Origin of the sequence: Actinomadura sp. WAC 06369, assembly GCF_003947565.1 — a bacterium.
Lineage (GTDB): Bacteria > Actinomycetota > Actinomycetes > Streptosporangiales > Streptosporangiaceae > Spirillospora > Spirillospora rifamycini.
Window position 1 is genome coordinate 1 of sequence record NZ_QHJN01000098.1, and the last position, 15,588, is coordinate 15,588.

Below are 15,588 nucleotides of genomic sequence, written 5' to 3' on the forward strand. Positions count from 1 at the left end.
CCCCCCGCCGCCGCCCCGCGCTGCGCGCTCCAAGCTCGGTCCGGACTCCCGCTTCGCCCTCGGATGCGCGGGCCTCGCCGCCACGTTCTGGTTCGGGGTGCTGGCGGTCGGCGTCTACGGCGCTTTCCTGTCGCCCGACGACGCCCCCGAGCCCCCGCCGCCGATCCCCGCCGATCTCGCCGGGACCTGGACCGGAAAGATCACGGAGAAGGGCGAGAAGGAGGGCGGCTGGAAGGCGAAGTTCGTCCTCAGGAAAGGCGAGCAGGGCGGCAAGGCGACCTACCGGGACGGAAAGTGCACCGGCTCGTTCGTCACGGTCTCCTACCGGGAGGGGATCCTGACGCTGGACACCACGTTCCCCGCCGACAAGCCCGACTGCGACGGCGGCGACGTCCGCCTGAGCCTCCGCGACGACGGCAGGCTCGACGCCGTCTACCCTCCGGCCGGAGAGCGGAAGGTCGAGGCGGCCGGCAAGCTCCGCCGCAAATAACCCCTCATACGGGTCCGCGCGGGTGAGGGGGCCGTCAGCGGGCGGTGTCGAGGACCTCGTGCAGCTTGCGGGCGAACTCCTCCGGCTTGCCCGTCTGGCCGAACTCGCCGCCGAGGAAGCCGCCGTGGTGGCTCGGGAACACCGTCGCCCGCCGACCGAGCAGTTCGGCCGTCGCCACCGCGGAGCGCCCGGTGAAGACGCCGTCCGACTCCTCGCCGACGGCGATGACGATCCGGGTCGGCGCGGCGGCCAGCGCCGCGGCTTCGGGCCGGTAGCCGCTGACCGCCCAGGACCGGTCGGACAGGAGCGGGTCGTCGCGGGAGCCGTCGTCCTCGGCCGGCATCCCGAACGCGGCCGGGTCCGGCACGGGCTGCGCGAAGTACTCCTCGGTGAACTCGCCCCGCCAGGACGTCATCGCGATGAACGCCGCCATCCCGGCGCCCCAGCCCTTGGCCTGGTAGGCGTCCCGGATGCCCGCCCGCGCGCGCTCGGCGGCCTCGGCGTCGGGCACCACCGACAGGAGCGGCGGCTCGTGCGCCACCAGGGTCGCCACGTCGCCGGGGTGGGCCGTCACGAGGGCGAGCGCGGTCACCGCGCCGCCGCTGCTGGCGAACATCTCGATCGGGCCCGCGCCGAGCGCCTCGATGAGGGCGTGCAAGTCCGCGGCCTGGATGTCCGCCGCGTGGTCGTCCCGGCCGTCCTTGCGGACGCTGCGGCCCAGGCCGCGCGGGTCGTAGGTGACCACGGTGCGCTCGGGGAAGAGGGCCGCCAGGGTGGCGAAGCCGGCGGCGTCCATGGGGTGGCCGATCATGACGAGCGGCGGACGCCCGTCCGCGGGCGGCAGCGGACCGCGGACGTCGTAGACGAGGTCGGCCCCGGGCGTCTGAAGTGTCTGCGTCTCCATGCCCGTACCGACTCCGCCCGCGCCGGAAACTCATCGTGGCGCGCCCCCGATTCGCCGCGCCTTTTCCGGCCGGACGCGGTGCGCCTTCGCGTGCTGGTTCGACACCGCCGGGCCGATCTCGCGCCCCACCCCGGGCGGCGACCGGGCGTGGATCGCCGCGGCGCGGCGGGCGTCGCGGGAGTACCGCTACGACCACACCCGCTTCGTCCTCTAGGACCTCTTAGAATCGGCCTGCCCGATTTCTCCCTTCATGGAGGTCCCGCGTGCGGTCCGCTCGTCCCGTCCTGCTGCGCGGCGGCCTCCTGGTCGGCGGGACGCTCCTGGGGCTGGTGCTGGTCTACGCGGCCCGCCTGTGGTGGGGGACGACGGCTTCGGCGATCGCGGCCGTGCTCGGGATGATCGCCAACGCCTGGGCGCTGGGCTACCTCTACGCGAGCGGGCGGTCGTTCCGGTTCTCGGGCGTGCCGCTCGGCTGCGGCATGCTGGCCCTGTTCCTCATGTACGTGGTGGGCGCCTCCGCCGCGCGGGACATCGCGCTGCTCCGGGTCGGGACCGATATCGACGCGGTCGTGGACCGGACCTGGACGACGAAAGGCCGCGGTTTCCCCCAGCACCACTGCACGCTGCGCCGGACCGACGGCACCCCGATCGAGCGGGCGATGGACAGCGCCTGCGACGGCCGCGAGCCCGGCGACGTCATCCCGGTCGTGCTCGACCGGCGCGGACGGCTCGCGCCGGTAGCCGGCTCGAAGTCCGACATGTCCGCCACGGGAGAGCTTCAGGTCATAGCGGGCGCCGGTCTGGTGATCCTGGTGTCGGTCGCGCTCGCCGCCCGCCCCGCCGCTAGGGGTGCAGGGCCTCGTCCGGGGCGGTGAAGGCGGCGCCGGTGAAGCGGACGGTCAGGCCGGCGCGTTCGGGGGCGCAGCAGTAGAGGCCCGCGCGGGCCGGAACGCCCGCGGGGAAGGGCGCGAGGCGGATCATCCGCCACGGCTCGCCGCCCGCGCGGGCCCGCACGGTGACGGCGTCGCCGCTGCGGCTCGCGCGGACCGTCACCTCGCGGCCCGCCCAGTCGACGGGCGCCGACGACCAGTCCGACAGCCCCGCGGTGACGACCGCGCCGAGCTGCATCGCCCCGTCGCAGTACTCGAGCCCGGCCTTGATCCAGGTCGCCTCGTCGATCCGGACGAGCAGCCCCGCCTGGTCGAACTGCCGGTCGTAGTCGGCGACGAACGACACCTCGACCGCGGCTTCGGGGCCGAAGGGCGCGAGGAGGGCGTGCCCGCCGTCCCGGTCGTAGCCGTACGAGGTCGTCCGCCAGAAGTCGCTGCCCCGCGCGGCCGTCACGCGCAGCCCGCGGCCGTCCTCGGCGGCCTCGACCGGGGGGTTGAGCCATGCACCATCGATCATTCCCGGAACGCTAGCCGAGGCTCCGGCGTCAGGCCATCGCCTCGACCTCCTCGCGGGTGAGGACGGGGTCGGGCGCGGCGGGCGCGGTGGACTCGACGGGCGCGGCGGTGACGCCCTTCGCCACCCGCGCCTCGGCCTCGCGGTACTCGCGGATGGGGCCGGTGGCCTCGTGCAGCCCGTTGATCGCGGCCCACAGGGCGGCGCGGCGGGCGCGGAGGGCGAGCGGGTTCGGGGAGCGGTGGAGCACCAGCTTGCGCGCCCACTCGGGGAGCATGTCGCGGGCGGCCCAGTCCATGAACGGGCTGCCCGGCTCCCACGGCTTGGCCTCGCCGCCGCGGAGGTTCGGGCCGGTCTGGAACGCCTTGATCGGGGTGACGGCGAGGCGCGGGAGGTAGGACTCGAGGCATTCGAGGGTCTCGGCCTTGGTGGCGGGCAGGTCGGTGCCGCCGAGGGCCTCGCCGACCCGGACGAACTCGCGGTAGTAGCGGTCGATGTCGCGCAGGGGGCGCCGGTGGTAGCGCTCGTGGGCGGTCGCGAGGCCCCAGACGACGGTGGCGTAGTTCCACCGGAGCCATTCGGGGTCGTCGGCGTCGTAGGCCAGCCCGTCGGGGCGGGTGCCCTTGACGGTGTGGTGCATGGCGCGGACGGTGCGGGCGAGGCGCTCGGCCGTCTCGGTGGAGCCGTAGGCGGTCCCGATGAAGAACGACACGGAGTGGCCGAGCCGGACGGTCGCGCCGTGGACGTCGATGTTCCCCGTCGGGATGCCGTTCTTGTCCCGCTCGGGGATGCGCGAGTGGTCGTAGGCCATCCAGGAGATGCTCGGGTCGAGGCCCTCGATGTAGGCGGCGCCGACCAGGCCCAGGATGAGGGTCGGCAGGTGGGAGTGCACGTACCAGACGGCACTGCCGGGCCCGAACCAGCCGGGGTCCCCTTCGGGGCCGGCGAAGTCGAGGCCCTTGAAGAACTTCGCGCGGATGTCGGCGTCGAACGCCTGCTCGAACTTGGCGGCGATGAGGTTGCTCGGCATGCCGGGGGGCTCCATTCTGGATACGTCTGTAGCCAGAATAAGTGTCCGGTTACGCCCGTGTCCAGACTTGGTAGCGTGCTGCCATGACGACCCGGTGGGCGGGCGTCCCCGCGTCCAGGCGCAGGGACGAGCGCCGCGACATGCTCGTGCGGGCCGCGTTCGTCCTGTTCGGCGCGGACGGCGAGGCGGGGCTGAGCGTTCGCGCCGTGTGCCGGGAGGCCGCGCTCCACACGCGGTACTTCTACGAGAACTTCGCCGACACCGGCGAGCTGCTCGCGGCGGTCTACGACCGGCAGGCCGAGGCGCTCGGGGACGTGCTGGCGCGCGCGGTGGAGGAGGCCGGCCCGGACGCGGAGGCCCGCACCCGCGCGGGCGTCCGCAACGTGCTCCGGTTCATCAGCGACGACCCGCGGCGGGGGCGCGTCCTGTTCGCCGAGGTGCCCGGCAACGACGCGCTGGCCGCGCGGCGGCGGGCGGCGGAGACCGCGCTGCTGGACGGGCTGGTGGCGATGGGCCCGCGCGAGGACCCGACCGTGGTGATCGCGGCGACCATGTTCACCGGCGCCATGATCGAGCTGGCCCGGCAGTGGGCGGACGGGCGGCTCGGCGGCGACCTCGACGCGGTCGTCGACGCGGCGGCCGAGCTGGCGACGGCCCTGCACGCGAAGGCCGTGGAGCGCCTCGCGCGGTGACGCCGGACGGCGCCGGCCGGCGTCAGGCGGCGCGCGCCGCCTCCGGGGACGTGGCGCGGCGGGCGAACCGGCCGACCTCGGCGATGGCGGCGTGGCCCTCGCGGGAGAGGTCGGCGAAGACCTGGAAGACGTGCATCTGCCCCTCCCAGATCTGCAGCGTGCACGGGACGCCGGCGGCGCCGAGGCGCTCGGCCATCAGGTGCGCGTCGCAGCACAGCACCTCGATGGAGCCGACCTGGATCAGGACGGGCGGCAGCTCGCGGAGGTCGGCGTGCAGCGGGCACAGCAGCGGGTCGGTCGGCTCGACGTCCGGGAAGACGGTCCGCACCATGTCGGCGAGGCGGCGCGCGGGGATGAACGGGTCGAGGGGCTCGTTGGCGTGCGCGATCCGCGCCTCGAGGTCGAGGTCGAGGAACGGCGACAGGCCGGCGATCCCGGCCGGGCGGGGCAGCCCGTCGCGGCGGGCGTGCAGGGCGGCGGCGAACGCGAGGTAGCCGCCCGCCGAGTCGCCGGCGATCACGATGCTCCCGGGGTCGACGCCGCGGTCGAGCAGCCACCGGTAGGCGTCGACGCAGTCGCGGATGGACGTCGCGATGGGCACCTTCGGCTGCATGCGGTAGGCGACCGAGAGGACCGGTATGCCGGCCGCCTGGGAGATCCGGGCGATCATCCGCCGGTGGGTGCGCAGGCCGCAGGCGACGAACCCGCCGCCGTGGAAGTAGAGGATCACGCGCCGGGGGTCGGCGGGCACCCCGCGGCCCCGGATCTGCTCGGCGGCGCAGCCGAGGCCCCGCACCGGGACGACCTCCGTGCCGCGCGGCGCGGGCAGGAGGGTGCCCGCGAGCTCGATCAGTCCGGCGAACCGGAGGGTGAGCGGCGTCCAGGGCAGCCGTGCGACGAACGGCCGCACGAACCGGCGCATCAGCGCGCCGAGCAGCCGTGCGCCCCGCCCGCAGCCGGGCCGCTCCTCCACCACCGGTGCGATCGCCATCCGTACCTCCCGCCGGTCCGGCGGCAGGCTACCCAAGTAAGCGCCCGGTTACAAGTGGGTCAGCGGGCGGGCAGCGCCAGCAGGTCGAGGTGCCGGACCTCCACGGCGAGGTCGCCGTTGGCGCAGTCGGCGAGGCGGCGGCGCAGGTAGGCGGGGGCGTCGGCGGCGAGCGCCGGGCGGTGCTCGACGGCGTCGGCGACCCGGTCGCGCAGCCACCGGGCGATCAGCACGGAGCGGGCGGGCCCCAGCCGCCACGGGCTCGACCGGGTGTGGACGGTCGCGCCGCGGCGGGCGAACGCGTCGGCGGCGGCGAACGCGGCGTCCGTCCCGAGCAGGCCGCCGCGGCGGCGGTGGGCGTCGGCCGCGGCGGCGAACTCGGTGTCGAGGGGGTCGGCCGGGTCGAGCCGGACGCGGCCGATCGGGGTCAGGGTGAGCAGCGCGGGACGGCACGCGGCGCCCGCGAGCGCGTCGACCTCGGCCGCGGTGAGCCGGTGCAGCAGGTGGCAGGCGGCGAGGACGGACGCGCCCACGACGTCGGCCGCCCGCAGGTCGGCGAGGTCGCCCGCGCGCGTCTCGACGGTGGCGGGGGTCCCGTCGGCGCACGCGTAGGTCCGTCCGGCGGCGCGGGCGAGGGCGGCGGGATCGGCGTCCTGCAGGATCCAGTGCTGCGGGCCGCGCAGCCGGGGCGCGAGCCACCGGGCGAGGCCGCCGTCCCCGCAGGACGCGTTCCACACGGTGACGGGACGGTCCGGCGGCAGCTCCGCGCGCAGGACGTCGAGCAGCGAGCCGGCGCGGGCGGCGGCGTCCGCGGGCTCGCGCAGATCGGCCCAGGACGGGCTGGCCACGGTCATGACGGCTCCCTTCGCGGACGGCTCCCCCGTGCCGTCCGCGAAGGAAGATCCCCTGGTCGGCGGTGTCGCAACCCCACCGGAAGGTTCAGCTGTGGTATAGCCCGTCCAGGCGGGTCCGGACGACCAGGTCGTGCAGCGCCCGGCCCGCCTTCGGCCGCTCGGGAAGGGCGCTGCGGTCGCGCTCCTCCTCCAGCAGCGCGGTGAGGGCGTCGACGTCGGAGCGCAGGACGGACCGGTCGGGCGCGCCGGGCGGGAGGCCCGCGTGCTCGGCGTCGCGCTTGGCGGCGACGAGGTCGGGCACGTACGGCGGCGCGTCGCCGAGCAGCTTCGTCAGGTCGGTCTCGAGCTCGCCCGCGCGCATGAGGTGCACGCCCGTGAGGAGCGTCCGGAACACGTAGAGCAGGGGCTTGAGCTCGTCGCGGTTCTCGAACATGCGCCACTGGCTCCGCGCGAACCCGAGGTAGTGGCCCGCGTGCCGGGAGGTGAGCAGGCCCGGGAGGTGCCCGCGCAGCTCGGCGTGCAGCGGCGACGTCTCGACGACGAGGGGCGAGGCGAGCTGCTCGAGCGCGTGGCCGTTCGGCTTCAGCAGCATGCCGCAGAACTTCGCGAGGTCGTAGGTGACGATGTCGGCCTCGACGCCGCCGTGCTCCCACTGCTCCGTGCACTGCTGCCGTCCGGTGTACAGGCCGATGACCTCGTCGAGGGGCAGCAGGTGGACGCCGCGCAGGTCGACGTCGGAGTCGCGGGACGCGAAGCCGTAGATGTGCGATCCGCTGATCGTGAGGAACGCGCGGGGGTAGGGGTGCTCGGCGGTGAAGCGGTCGAGCAGGCCGTCGGGGAGGTTCACCATGCGAGGCTCCTTCGGCGGACGGAGACGACGAGGTCTTCGACGCGGTCGCGGTCGGGGAGGTCGGGCAGCGGGCTCGCGTCGAGGGCGCCCGCCATGCGGGACGTCAGTTCGGCGCGCCACGCGTCGACCTCGTCCCACGGCAGCTCGCCCCGCTTGACGGCGAGGAGGCGGTCGCGCAGGTCGCCGACCTCGACGCGCGGCACGCCGGTGCGGACGAGGTGCAGGCCGCTGTCCAGCAGGCGCAGCATGTGCATCACGTGCTTCCAGTTCGGTTCGCCGCCCTTGCGCAAGTCGCCTTGCGACTTGCGGAACTGGCTGTCGGCGTAGCGGAGGAACGTGCGGTGCGCGCGGCGCGACAGGAAGGCCGTGCGGACGGCCAGCAGCTCCTCGCCGATCGGGGTGACGCGCTCGACGAGCGGCGACCAGAGGCACTCCAGGACGGTCGGGTTCGCGGCCAGCGCCAGCTCGCAGAACCGTTCGAGCTCCCAGGAGAACTGCTCGGGCAGGGGGCCGTCCAGGTGGGTGGGCGGCTTGTCGAAACGCCAGTACAGCGGCGCGGGCGCGACGAACACGCCGCGCCGGTCGACGTCGCTGGCGCCGGTGGCGAGGCCGTACGCGCGCGAGCCGGTCACCACGGACAGGATCGTGTGGTCGCGGACGAGCCGCAGGTCGGTGCTCACCGGACGAAGCCTGGCGCAACGGGCGCGCCGCGTCGACCCGTTTCCGGCGGCCCCTGCAAGCCGGTTACAGATCGGACACGAGCTTGCTGAAACTTTCTGCAAGCTATTTACGCTCATGAAACCCGTTGCTAATGTCCCCGATCAATCCCCCCATCCACGGAACGGCGGGACGGCGGCCGGCACGGCCCGTCTCGCGAATGGAGGACCCCATGCGGCGCATCCCCCGGATCGGCGGCGCGGTCGTCGGCGCCGTCCTCGCGCTCTCGCTGGCCGGCTGCGGCGGCGACGACGGCGACGGCTCGTCCGGCACCTCGGCGGCCGACCTGCAGGGCCGCGGCCCGATCACGTTCGTCACCGGCAAGGACCGCTCCGGCAACCTGCAGAAGCAGGTGGACGGCTGGAACGCCGAGCACCCGGACGAGAAGGTGCGGATCATCGAGCTGCCGGACGAGCCGAACGAGCAGCGCCAGCAGATGATCCAGAACGCGACGACCAAGTCGGACGCGTACACGGTGCTCAACCTCGACGTCGTCTGGACGGCGGAGTTCGCGGCCAACCGGTGGCTGACCGAGCTGCCCGAGGACAAGATCGACCTGTCGAGGATGCTGCCCGCGACGATCAAGACGGGGCAGTACCGCGACCGGCTGTACGCCGTGCCGTCGACGTCCGACGCGGGGATGCTGTACTACCGCGAGGACCTGCTGGAGAAGGCCGGGATCTCCGAGCCGCCGAAGACGTACCAGCAGATGTGGGACGCCTGCGAGAAGGTCGAGGACCTCGACGAGGCGAAGGACATCGACTGCTTCTTCACCGAGGTCAACAAGAGCGAGAGCATGACGATCTCGATGGTGGAGGCCGTCGGGAGCGCGGGCGGCGCGCTCATCGGCCCGGACGGCGAGCCCGCGGTGAACACCCCGCAGGCGAAGCAGGGCCTGGAGTTCCTGGTGAAGGCGTACGCCGACGGCCGGATGCCGAAGTCGGCGATCACGCTCGACACCGAGGGCGGGCGCCGCTACTTCCAGGACGGCAAGCTGGTGTTCCAGCGGCAGTGGCCCTACCAGTACTCGCTGGCGAACGAGGACGACGGCTCGTCGAAGGTCGCCGGGAAGTTCGCCGTCGCGCCGCTGCCCGGACCGGACGGCCCGGGCGTCTCCAACCTCGGCGGGCACAACCTCGCGGTCTCCGCGTTCGCGAAGAACAAGGCGACCGGCCTCGACTTCATCCGCTACCTCACCGGAGCGCAGGCGCAGCGCGACAACCTGCTGGCCACCTCGCAGGCCCCGACCATCGCCGCGCTCTACGACGACCCCGAGCTGGTGAAGAAGTTCCCGTACCTGCCGGTGCTGAAGTCCGCGATCGAGAACGCCACGCCGCGTCCCGTCGCGGTCAAGTACGGCGACGTGACCGCGGCGATCCAGGAGGCCGGGTACTCGGCCGTCACCGGTGACGCGCCGGTCGACAAGGCCCTCGCCGACCTGCAGGGCAAGCTCGAGACGCTCACCGCGCGGCAGTGACCCGCATGACCACGACGCACGACGAGCGGTCCGCCGCGGCGCACGCCGCGGCGGCTCCGCCGCGCACGCGCAAGGCCCGCGGCGGCGCCGCCCGCGCCGAGCGGCGGCTCGCCGCGCTGCTGCTGTCCCCCACCCTGCTCGTGCTGGCCCTGGTCATCGGCTACCCGGTGCTGGCCGGGTTCCGCGAGTCGCTGTTCGCGCGCGGCGAGGGCCTGGACGAGGACGGCTTCGTCGTCGAGGGGACGCGCTTCGTCGGCTTCGACAACTACACCGCGGTCTTCGGCGGCGACGCGGCCGACGCCTTCTGGAACGCGTTCGGCAACACGACGTTCTTCACGTTCACGACCGTGGTCCTGGAGACCGTGATCGGCGTCGGGATGGCGCTGATCATGCACCAGGCGTTCCGCGGGCGCGCGTTCGTCCGCGCCAGCATCCTGGTGCCGTGGGCGATCCCCACCGCGATCTCCGGCCTGCTGTGGCGGTGGATCTTCCAGGCGGACGGCGCCGCGAACGCGGTCCTGCGGCAGCAGATCCTGTGGACCGCCGACGGTTTCCCCGCCAAGCTCGCGGTGATCATCGCCGAGGTGTGGAAGACGTCGCCGTTCATCGGGCTGCTGGTGCTCGCGGGCCTGCAGATGATCCCCCGGGACGTCTACGAGGCGGCCCGCGTGGACGGCGCGGGCGCGCTGCAGCAGTTCCGCAGCATCACGCTGCCGCTGGTGAAGCCGGCGCTGCTGGTCGCGGTGCTGTTCCGGATGCTGGACGTGCTGCGCATGTTCGACCTCCCGGCCGTCCTCATCGGCGTCAACCAGGACTCGGTGGAGACGCTCACGATGATCGCCTGGTTCGAGGCGTCCAACCTGCGGTACGGGTCGGCGGCGGCGTACGCGACGATCCTGTTCGCCTACATCGCCCTGATCGCGTACCTGTTCGTGAAGCTGCTCGGCGCCGACATCATCGGCGAGGCCCGCGAGCGGACCCGCCGGGAGAAGCGGCGGAGGAGACCCGGCCCGAAGGCGGCCCGGCGGACGGCGGGCCCGGACGAGAAGGCGGTGGCCCCATGACCGGCTCCCGGACCCGGCGGATCCTGTCGTACGCCGGCATCGCGGCCGTGGCCGTCTACTGCCTCGCGCCGTTCTACTGGATGACGATCTCGGCGTTCCGCCGCCCGCAGGACCAGTTCGACAACTCGATCGTCCCGACGCGCTGGTCGGTCGAGAACTTCTCCGCGGTGTTCCGCGGCGACAACGGGTTCGGCCGGGCGCTGCTCAACAGCGTCGTCGTGGCCGGCTGCACCACCGTGCTCACCCTGATCGTCGGCGTGTTCACCGCGTACGCCCTGGCCCGGCTGCGGTTCCGGTTCAAGAACGCGCTGCTCGGGCTCATCATCGCGACGACGATGTTCCCCGGAATCTCCCAGCTCGTTCCGTTGCTGAAACTCTTCACCGACATCGGTTGGATCAACACCTACCAGGCGATGATCGTGCCGAGCCTCGGCTTCGCGCTGCCGCTGTCGATCTGGCTGCTGACCGCGTTCTTCCGGCAGCTCCCGTTCGAGCTGGAGCAGGCGGCCATGGTGGACGGCTGCACGCGCGGCCAGGCGTTCCGCAAGATCATCGTCCCGCTGGCGGCGCCCGGGGTGTTCACCACGGCGATCCTGACGTTCATCGCCGCGTGGAACGAATTCCTCATCGCGCTGTCGATGGTGAACGAGAAGGACATGCAGACCGCCACGGTGGCGATCTCGAAGTTCACCGGCGTGTCCGGCTTCGACCAGCCGTTCGGCACCCAGATGGCGGCGGGCGTCATCGTGACCGTCCCGCTCATCGTCGTCGTGCTGGTCTTCCAGCGCCGGATCGTCGCCGGGCTCACCGCCGGCGGCGTCAAGTGAAGACCGGTCACGGGACGACCGTGACAGACCGACCTCGCTCCCGACACGAAGGACGTTCATGACGCAGCACACCCTCGCCGTCCCCGCGCCCCGGGACGGCGCCGAGAACGCCGCACGCTGGTGGCGGGACGCCGTCATCTACCAGGTGTACGTGCGCAGCTTCGCCGACGCCGACGGCGACGGCGTCGGCGACCTCCCGGGCGTCCGGAACCGGCTGCCCTACCTGGCCGCGCTCGGCGTGGACGCGCTGTGGCTCACCCCGTTCTACGTCTCCCCCATGGCCGACTTCGGCTACGACGTCGCCGACTACCGGGACGTCGACCCGCTGTTCGGCACCCTCGACGACGCCCGCGCGCTGATCGCCGACGCGCACGCGCACAACCTGCGGATCATCGTCGACGTCGTGCCGAACCACACCTCCGACCGGCACGCCTGGTTCCGGGCCGCCCTCGGCGCCGAGCCCGGTTCGCCCGAGCGCGCCCGGTACGTCTTCCGGGACGGCCGCGGCCCGGACGGCGCCGAACCGCCCAACGACTGGGAGTCGGTGTTCGGCGGCCCCGCCTGGACGCGGGTCCCCGACGGGCAGTGGTACCTGCACCTGTTCGCGTCCGAGCAGCCCGACCTGAACTGGGAGAACCCCGAGGTCCACGCGGAGTTCGCCGACATCCTGAAGTTCTGGCTCGACCTCGGCGTGGACGGCTTCCGCATCGACGTCGCGCACGGCATGGCGAAGGCCCCCGGGCTGCCCGACGTCGGCCACCCGAACCAGGTCGAGATGCTCGGCACGGCCGTCCTGCCGTACTTCGACCAGGACCCGGTGCACGACATCCACCGCGCGTGGCGGCGGCTGCTCGACTCCTACGGCGGCGAGCGCATCGCGGTCGCCGAGGCGTGGGCCCCGACCCCCGAGCGCCTCGCCGCCTACACCCGTCCGGACGAACTCCACCAGGCGTTCAACTTCCACTACCTGACGGCGCCGTGGGACGCGGCCGCGCTGCGGGAGGTCGTGGACGAGTCGCTGCGCACCGCCGAGGCCGTCGGCGCGCCCGCGACCTGGGTGCTGTCGAACCACGACGTGAAGCGGCACGTCACCCGGTACGGCGGCGGCGAGACGGGGCTCCGCCGGGCCCGCGCCGCGGCGCTGCTCACCCTCGCGCTGCCCGGCTCCGCGTACGTCTACCAGGGCGAGGAGCTGGGCCTCCCCGAGGTCCTCGACCTGCCGGAGGAGTTCCTCCAGGACCCGCAGCGGCTCCGCGGCGAGGGCCAGGGCCGGGACGGCTGCCGGGTGCCGATGCCGTGGGCCGGGGACGAGCCGCCGTTCGGCTTCGGCTCCGGCGAGTCCTCGTGGCTGCCGATCCCGCCGTCCTGGCACTCCCTCACCGTCGCCGCGCAGGAGGCCGACGCGGACTCGATGCTCGCCCTCTACCGGGACGCGCTGCGCGTCCGCCGCGAGCACCCGGCGCTCGGCGACGGCCGCCTCCGCTGGCTCGACGGCCCCGCCGGCACGCTGTCGTTCGTCCGGGACGAGCCCGGCGGCGGGCGCGCGTTCGGCTGCACGGTCAACACGTCCGGCCGGACGGTCCGCGTCCCCGCCCCGGGCGCGCCGCTGCTGGCCAGCGGACCCGTCCGGGTCGGCGGCGCGGAGGCCGAACTCCCCCCGGACACCGCGCTGTGGTGGGACATCGAGGAGCGCTAACTTGAGACCCATGACGACACGCCTGGCTGACATCGCGGCCCACGCCGGAGTGAGCGAGGCGACGGTGAGCCGGGTGCTGAACGGCAAGCCGGGCGTGTCCCCGACCACGCGCCAGGCGGTGCTGACCGCCCTGGACGTGCTCGGCTACGAGCGCCCGGCCCGGCTGCGCCAGCACCGGGCCGGGCTGATCGGGCTGATCATCCCGGAGCTGACCAACCCGATCTTCCCCGCGTTCGCCGAGGTCATCGAGAGCGCGCTGGCCCGGCACGGGTACATGGCGGTGCTGTGCTCGCAGGCGCCGGGCGGCGTCGCCGAGGACGACTACATCGAGATGCTGCTGGAGCGCGGCGTCGCCGGGATCATCTTCGTCAACGGCCTGCACGCCAACGCCAACTCCGACCGGGCGCGGTACGCGCGGCTGCTGGAGAAGGCGCTGCCGATCGTCCTGGTGAACGGGTACCGCGACGACATCGACGCGCCGTTCATCTCCAACGACGACGTCGCCTCGATGGAGGCGGCGGTCGGGCACCTCGCCGCGATGGGCCACCGCCGGATCGGGCTGGCGATCGGGCAGGACGTGTACGTCCCGACGCGGCGCAAGACCGAGGGGTTCCGGCGCGGGATGGCCGCGCACACCGGCCTGCCGGCGGACGAGGTCGACGCGCTGGTCGTCAACACCATGTACACGGTGGAGGGCGGGCAGGCCGCGGCGGCCCGGCTGCTGGACGAGGGCTGCACGGCGATCTGCGGCGGCAACGACATCATGGCGCTGGGCGCGATCCGGGCCGCGCGGGCGCGCGGCCTGCGGGTGCCCGAGGACGTGTCGGTCACCGGCATGGACGACTCGCTGCTGACGGCCTACCTGGACCCGCCGCTGACCACCGTCCGGCAGTCGGTGCGGGAGATGTCGATGGCGGCGGTGAGCACGGTGCTCGGCGAGATCGGCGGCGACCGCGCGCCGCGCACCGAGCTGCTGTACCGGCCGGAACTGGTCGTGCGCCGCTCGACGGCGCCCGCGCCCGCGGCCCGGCGGGCGGCGGTCCCCGGACCGGCGGCCGAGCCCGCGCCGGAGGCCGTCCGCGGGGCCGTCCACCAGCCCGTTCCCGAAGGTTAGGCGGCCCGTCGGGCCGGCGCGGGCGGCGCCGGACCCGGCGTTCGGGGGGCGGGCGGCCGGGCCCGCGCCGATAACGGTTCAGTCTCGGACGTTGACAGTGACCGGGGTCACCGTCTTTGCTTCGTGGGAGCGCTCCCACACACGAGGTACATCACAACGGGAAGGGGTCCGCGATGAGGGCCAGCATGCGGCGCGGACTGAGCACGGCGGTGGCCGCGTTGCTCGTCGGCGGCCTCGCCGTCGCCTGCGGCGGCGACGACTCCGGCGGCGACGGCAAGGTCGAGCTGACCGTCGACGTCTTCGGCGAGCCGGGCTACGAAGAGCTGTACAAGCAGTACGAGGCGTCCCACCCGAACGTCACGATCAAGCAGCGCAAGGTGTCCAGCCTGGACGACTTCAAGCCGCGCATCCAGCAGTGGATGGCGACCGGAAGCGGTGCGGGCGACGTCGTCATGCTGGAGGAGGGCATCCTGCCCCTCTACATGCAGCAGGCGAACAAGTTCGTCAACCTCTTCGACCACGGCGGCAAGGAGCTCGAGCAGAACTTCGTGTCGTGGAAGTGGCAGGCCGGCGTCTCCCCGGACGGCAAGCAGCTCGTCGGCCTCGGCACCGACGTCGGCGCGCTCGCCATGTGCTACCGCACGGACCTGTTCGAGAAGGCCGGGCTGCCGACCGAGCGCGACGAGGTCTCGGAGCTGTGGCCCACCTGGGACGAGTACCTCAAGGTCGGCCAGGACTTCCAGTCGAAGGTGAAGGACACCAAGTGGCTGGACGGCCCGACGGCCATCTGGCGCGTCACCGTCCTGCAGCAGGCCGGCGCGGGCCCCGGCCACAGCTACTTCGACAAGGAGAACAACCTGGTCTTCGCCACCAACCCGGCGGTGAAGTCCTCGTTCGACACGGCGCTGAAGTTCGAGCAGAACAAGCTCACCGCCGACATGTCGATCTTCACGCCGCCGTGGCAGACCGCCCTGAAGCGCGACACGTTCGCGACCGTGCCGTGCCCGTCCTGGATGCTCGGGGGCATCAAGGAGTTCTCCGGTGACTTCGGCGAGGGCAAGTGGGACGTCGCCAAGGTGCCGGGCGGCAGCGGCTACTGGGGCGGCTCGTGGCTGGCCGTGCCGAAGCAGACCGACCACGCGAAGGAGGCCGCCGAGCTCGCCAAGTTCCTGACCTCGCCCGAGGGCCAGATCGGCGCGTTCAAGGCCGCGAACGTCTTCCCGTCCTCGCCGCAGGCCGCGAAGGACCCGGCGGTGGCGGACGCCAAGGACCCGTACTTCAACGACGCCCCGGTCGGCCAGATCTTCGGCGAGATGGTGGCGCAGGCCAAGCCCGTCTACCTCGGCCCGAAGAACGAGGACGTGCGGCAGGCCGTGGAGAACGTCCTGATCAGCGTCGGGCAGGGCAAGGTCCCGGCCGGCGAGGCGTGGAGCAAGTCCGTCGAGGAGGCGGAGAAGTCCGCCCGGTGACGCCGGTCCGGC

Annotated in this window: 17 protein-coding genes; 10 read left to right on the forward strand and 7 right to left on the reverse strand. The window is 73.2% G+C overall.

The genetic code is table 11. From position 1 onward, the window contains the following. Positions 1-490: hypothetical protein (locus tag DMH08_RS40300; RefSeq protein WP_158642385.1), on the forward strand; the 490-nt coding region annotated here is incomplete at its 5' end. A 34-nt stretch (positions 491-524) separates the two neighbouring features. Here the strand turns inward: DMH08_RS40300 and DMH08_RS24485 are convergent. Then, positions 525-1,394, reverse strand: coding sequence for an alpha/beta fold hydrolase (locus DMH08_RS24485; RefSeq protein ID WP_125617970.1), 870 nt, complete (start codon positions 1,392-1,394; stop codon positions 525-527). On the opposite strand from DMH08_RS24485, the gene DMH08_RS24490 reads away from it, so the two are divergent. After that, on the forward strand, positions 1,393-1,608 hold the full coding sequence (locus tag DMH08_RS24490) for a hypothetical protein (protein WP_125617971.1): 216 nt from the start codon (positions 1,393-1,395) through the stop codon (positions 1,606-1,608). The genes DMH08_RS24485 and DMH08_RS24490 overlap by 2 nt on opposite strands. 49 nt (positions 1,609-1,657) lie before the next feature. After that, positions 1,658-2,269 carry a hypothetical protein gene (locus DMH08_RS24495; RefSeq protein WP_125617973.1) on the forward strand — a complete coding sequence of 204 codons (612 nt, stop codon included), beginning with the start codon at positions 1,658-1,660 and terminating at the stop codon, positions 2,267-2,269. Here DMH08_RS24495 and DMH08_RS24500 read toward each other — a convergent pair. Both DMH08_RS24500 and DMH08_RS24505 read right to left on the reverse strand, forming a co-directional pair. Next, complete coding sequence (locus DMH08_RS24500; protein WP_125617974.1) at positions 2,238-2,801, reverse strand: DUF1349 domain-containing protein; 564 nt, start codon at positions 2,799-2,801, stop codon at positions 2,238-2,240. The genes DMH08_RS24495 and DMH08_RS24500 overlap by 32 nt on opposite strands. A gap of 28 nt (positions 2,802-2,829) precedes the next feature. Further along, on the reverse strand, positions 2,830-3,828 hold the full coding sequence (locus DMH08_RS24505) for an oxygenase MpaB family protein (RefSeq protein WP_026400595.1): 999 nt from the start codon (positions 3,826-3,828) through the stop codon (positions 2,830-2,832). 83 nt (positions 3,829-3,911) lie between these two features. On the opposite strand from DMH08_RS24505, the gene DMH08_RS24510 reads away from it, so the two are divergent. Further along, a complete protein-coding gene (locus tag DMH08_RS24510) occupies positions 3,912-4,520 on the forward strand; it encodes a TetR/AcrR family transcriptional regulator (RefSeq protein ID WP_034516145.1) in 609 nt (202 codons plus the stop codon). A 22-nt stretch (positions 4,521-4,542) separates the two neighbouring features. Here DMH08_RS24510 and DMH08_RS24515 read toward each other — a convergent pair whose 3' ends face one another. The 4 genes from DMH08_RS24515 to DMH08_RS24530 form a co-directional block, all read right to left on the reverse strand. Beyond that, the gene (locus tag DMH08_RS24515; protein WP_125617976.1) at positions 4,543-5,511 is read right to left on the reverse strand and encodes an alpha/beta hydrolase; all 969 of its coding nucleotides are present in this window, start codon (positions 5,509-5,511) and stop codon (positions 4,543-4,545) included. 59 nt (positions 5,512-5,570) lie between these two features. Then, a complete protein-coding gene (locus tag DMH08_RS24520; RefSeq protein ID WP_125617978.1) occupies positions 5,571-6,362 on the reverse strand; it encodes an SAM-dependent methyltransferase in 792 nt (263 codons plus the stop codon). Positions 6,363-6,447: 85 nt separating this feature from the next. Further along, positions 6,448-7,212, reverse strand: a complete 765-nt coding sequence (locus DMH08_RS24525) for a nucleotidyltransferase domain-containing protein (RefSeq protein WP_026400598.1) — start codon at positions 7,210-7,212, stop codon at positions 6,448-6,450. Next, a complete protein-coding gene (locus DMH08_RS24530; RefSeq protein WP_233617778.1) occupies positions 7,206-7,892 on the reverse strand; it encodes a nucleotidyltransferase domain-containing protein in 687 nt (228 codons plus the stop codon). The genes DMH08_RS24525 and DMH08_RS24530 overlap by 7 nt, the downstream gene beginning before the upstream one ends. Before the next feature lie 209 nt (positions 7,893-8,101). On the opposite strand from DMH08_RS24530, the gene DMH08_RS24535 reads away from it, so the two are divergent. The 6 genes from DMH08_RS24535 to DMH08_RS24560 all read left to right on the forward strand — a co-directional run bounded on the left by DMH08_RS24535 (position 8,102) and on the right by DMH08_RS24560 (position 15,576). After that, positions 8,102-9,406, forward strand: a complete 1,305-nt coding sequence (locus DMH08_RS24535; protein ID WP_125617982.1) for an ABC transporter substrate-binding protein — start codon at positions 8,102-8,104, stop codon at positions 9,404-9,406. A 5-nt stretch (positions 9,407-9,411) separates the two neighbouring features. After that, positions 9,412-10,470, forward strand: a complete 1,059-nt coding sequence (locus tag DMH08_RS24540) for a carbohydrate ABC transporter permease (protein WP_125617984.1) — start codon at positions 9,412-9,414, stop codon at positions 10,468-10,470. Next, positions 10,467-11,297 carry a carbohydrate ABC transporter permease gene (locus tag DMH08_RS24545; protein WP_026400601.1) on the forward strand — a complete coding sequence of 277 codons (831 nt, stop codon included), beginning with the start codon at positions 10,467-10,469 and terminating at the stop codon, positions 11,295-11,297. The genes DMH08_RS24540 and DMH08_RS24545 overlap by 4 nt, the downstream gene beginning before the upstream one ends. A 58-nt stretch (positions 11,298-11,355) precedes the next feature. Beyond that, positions 11,356-12,993 (forward strand): glycoside hydrolase family 13 protein, encoded by a 1,638-nt coding sequence (locus DMH08_RS24550; protein ID WP_026400602.1) that lies wholly within the window; start codon positions 11,356-11,358, stop codon positions 12,991-12,993. A gap of 10 nt (positions 12,994-13,003) precedes the next feature. Continuing rightward, the gene (locus tag DMH08_RS24555) at positions 13,004-14,107 is read left to right on the forward strand and encodes a LacI family DNA-binding transcriptional regulator (RefSeq protein ID WP_084549723.1); all 1,104 of its coding nucleotides are present in this window, start codon (positions 13,004-13,006) and stop codon (positions 14,105-14,107) included. A 173-nt stretch (positions 14,108-14,280) separates the two neighbouring features. Next, positions 14,281-15,576: an ABC transporter substrate-binding protein gene (locus tag DMH08_RS24560; RefSeq protein ID WP_026400603.1), complete on the forward strand. Its 1,296-nt coding sequence runs from the start codon at positions 14,281-14,283 to the stop codon at positions 15,574-15,576. Positions 15,577-15,588: the final 12 nt, after the last annotated feature.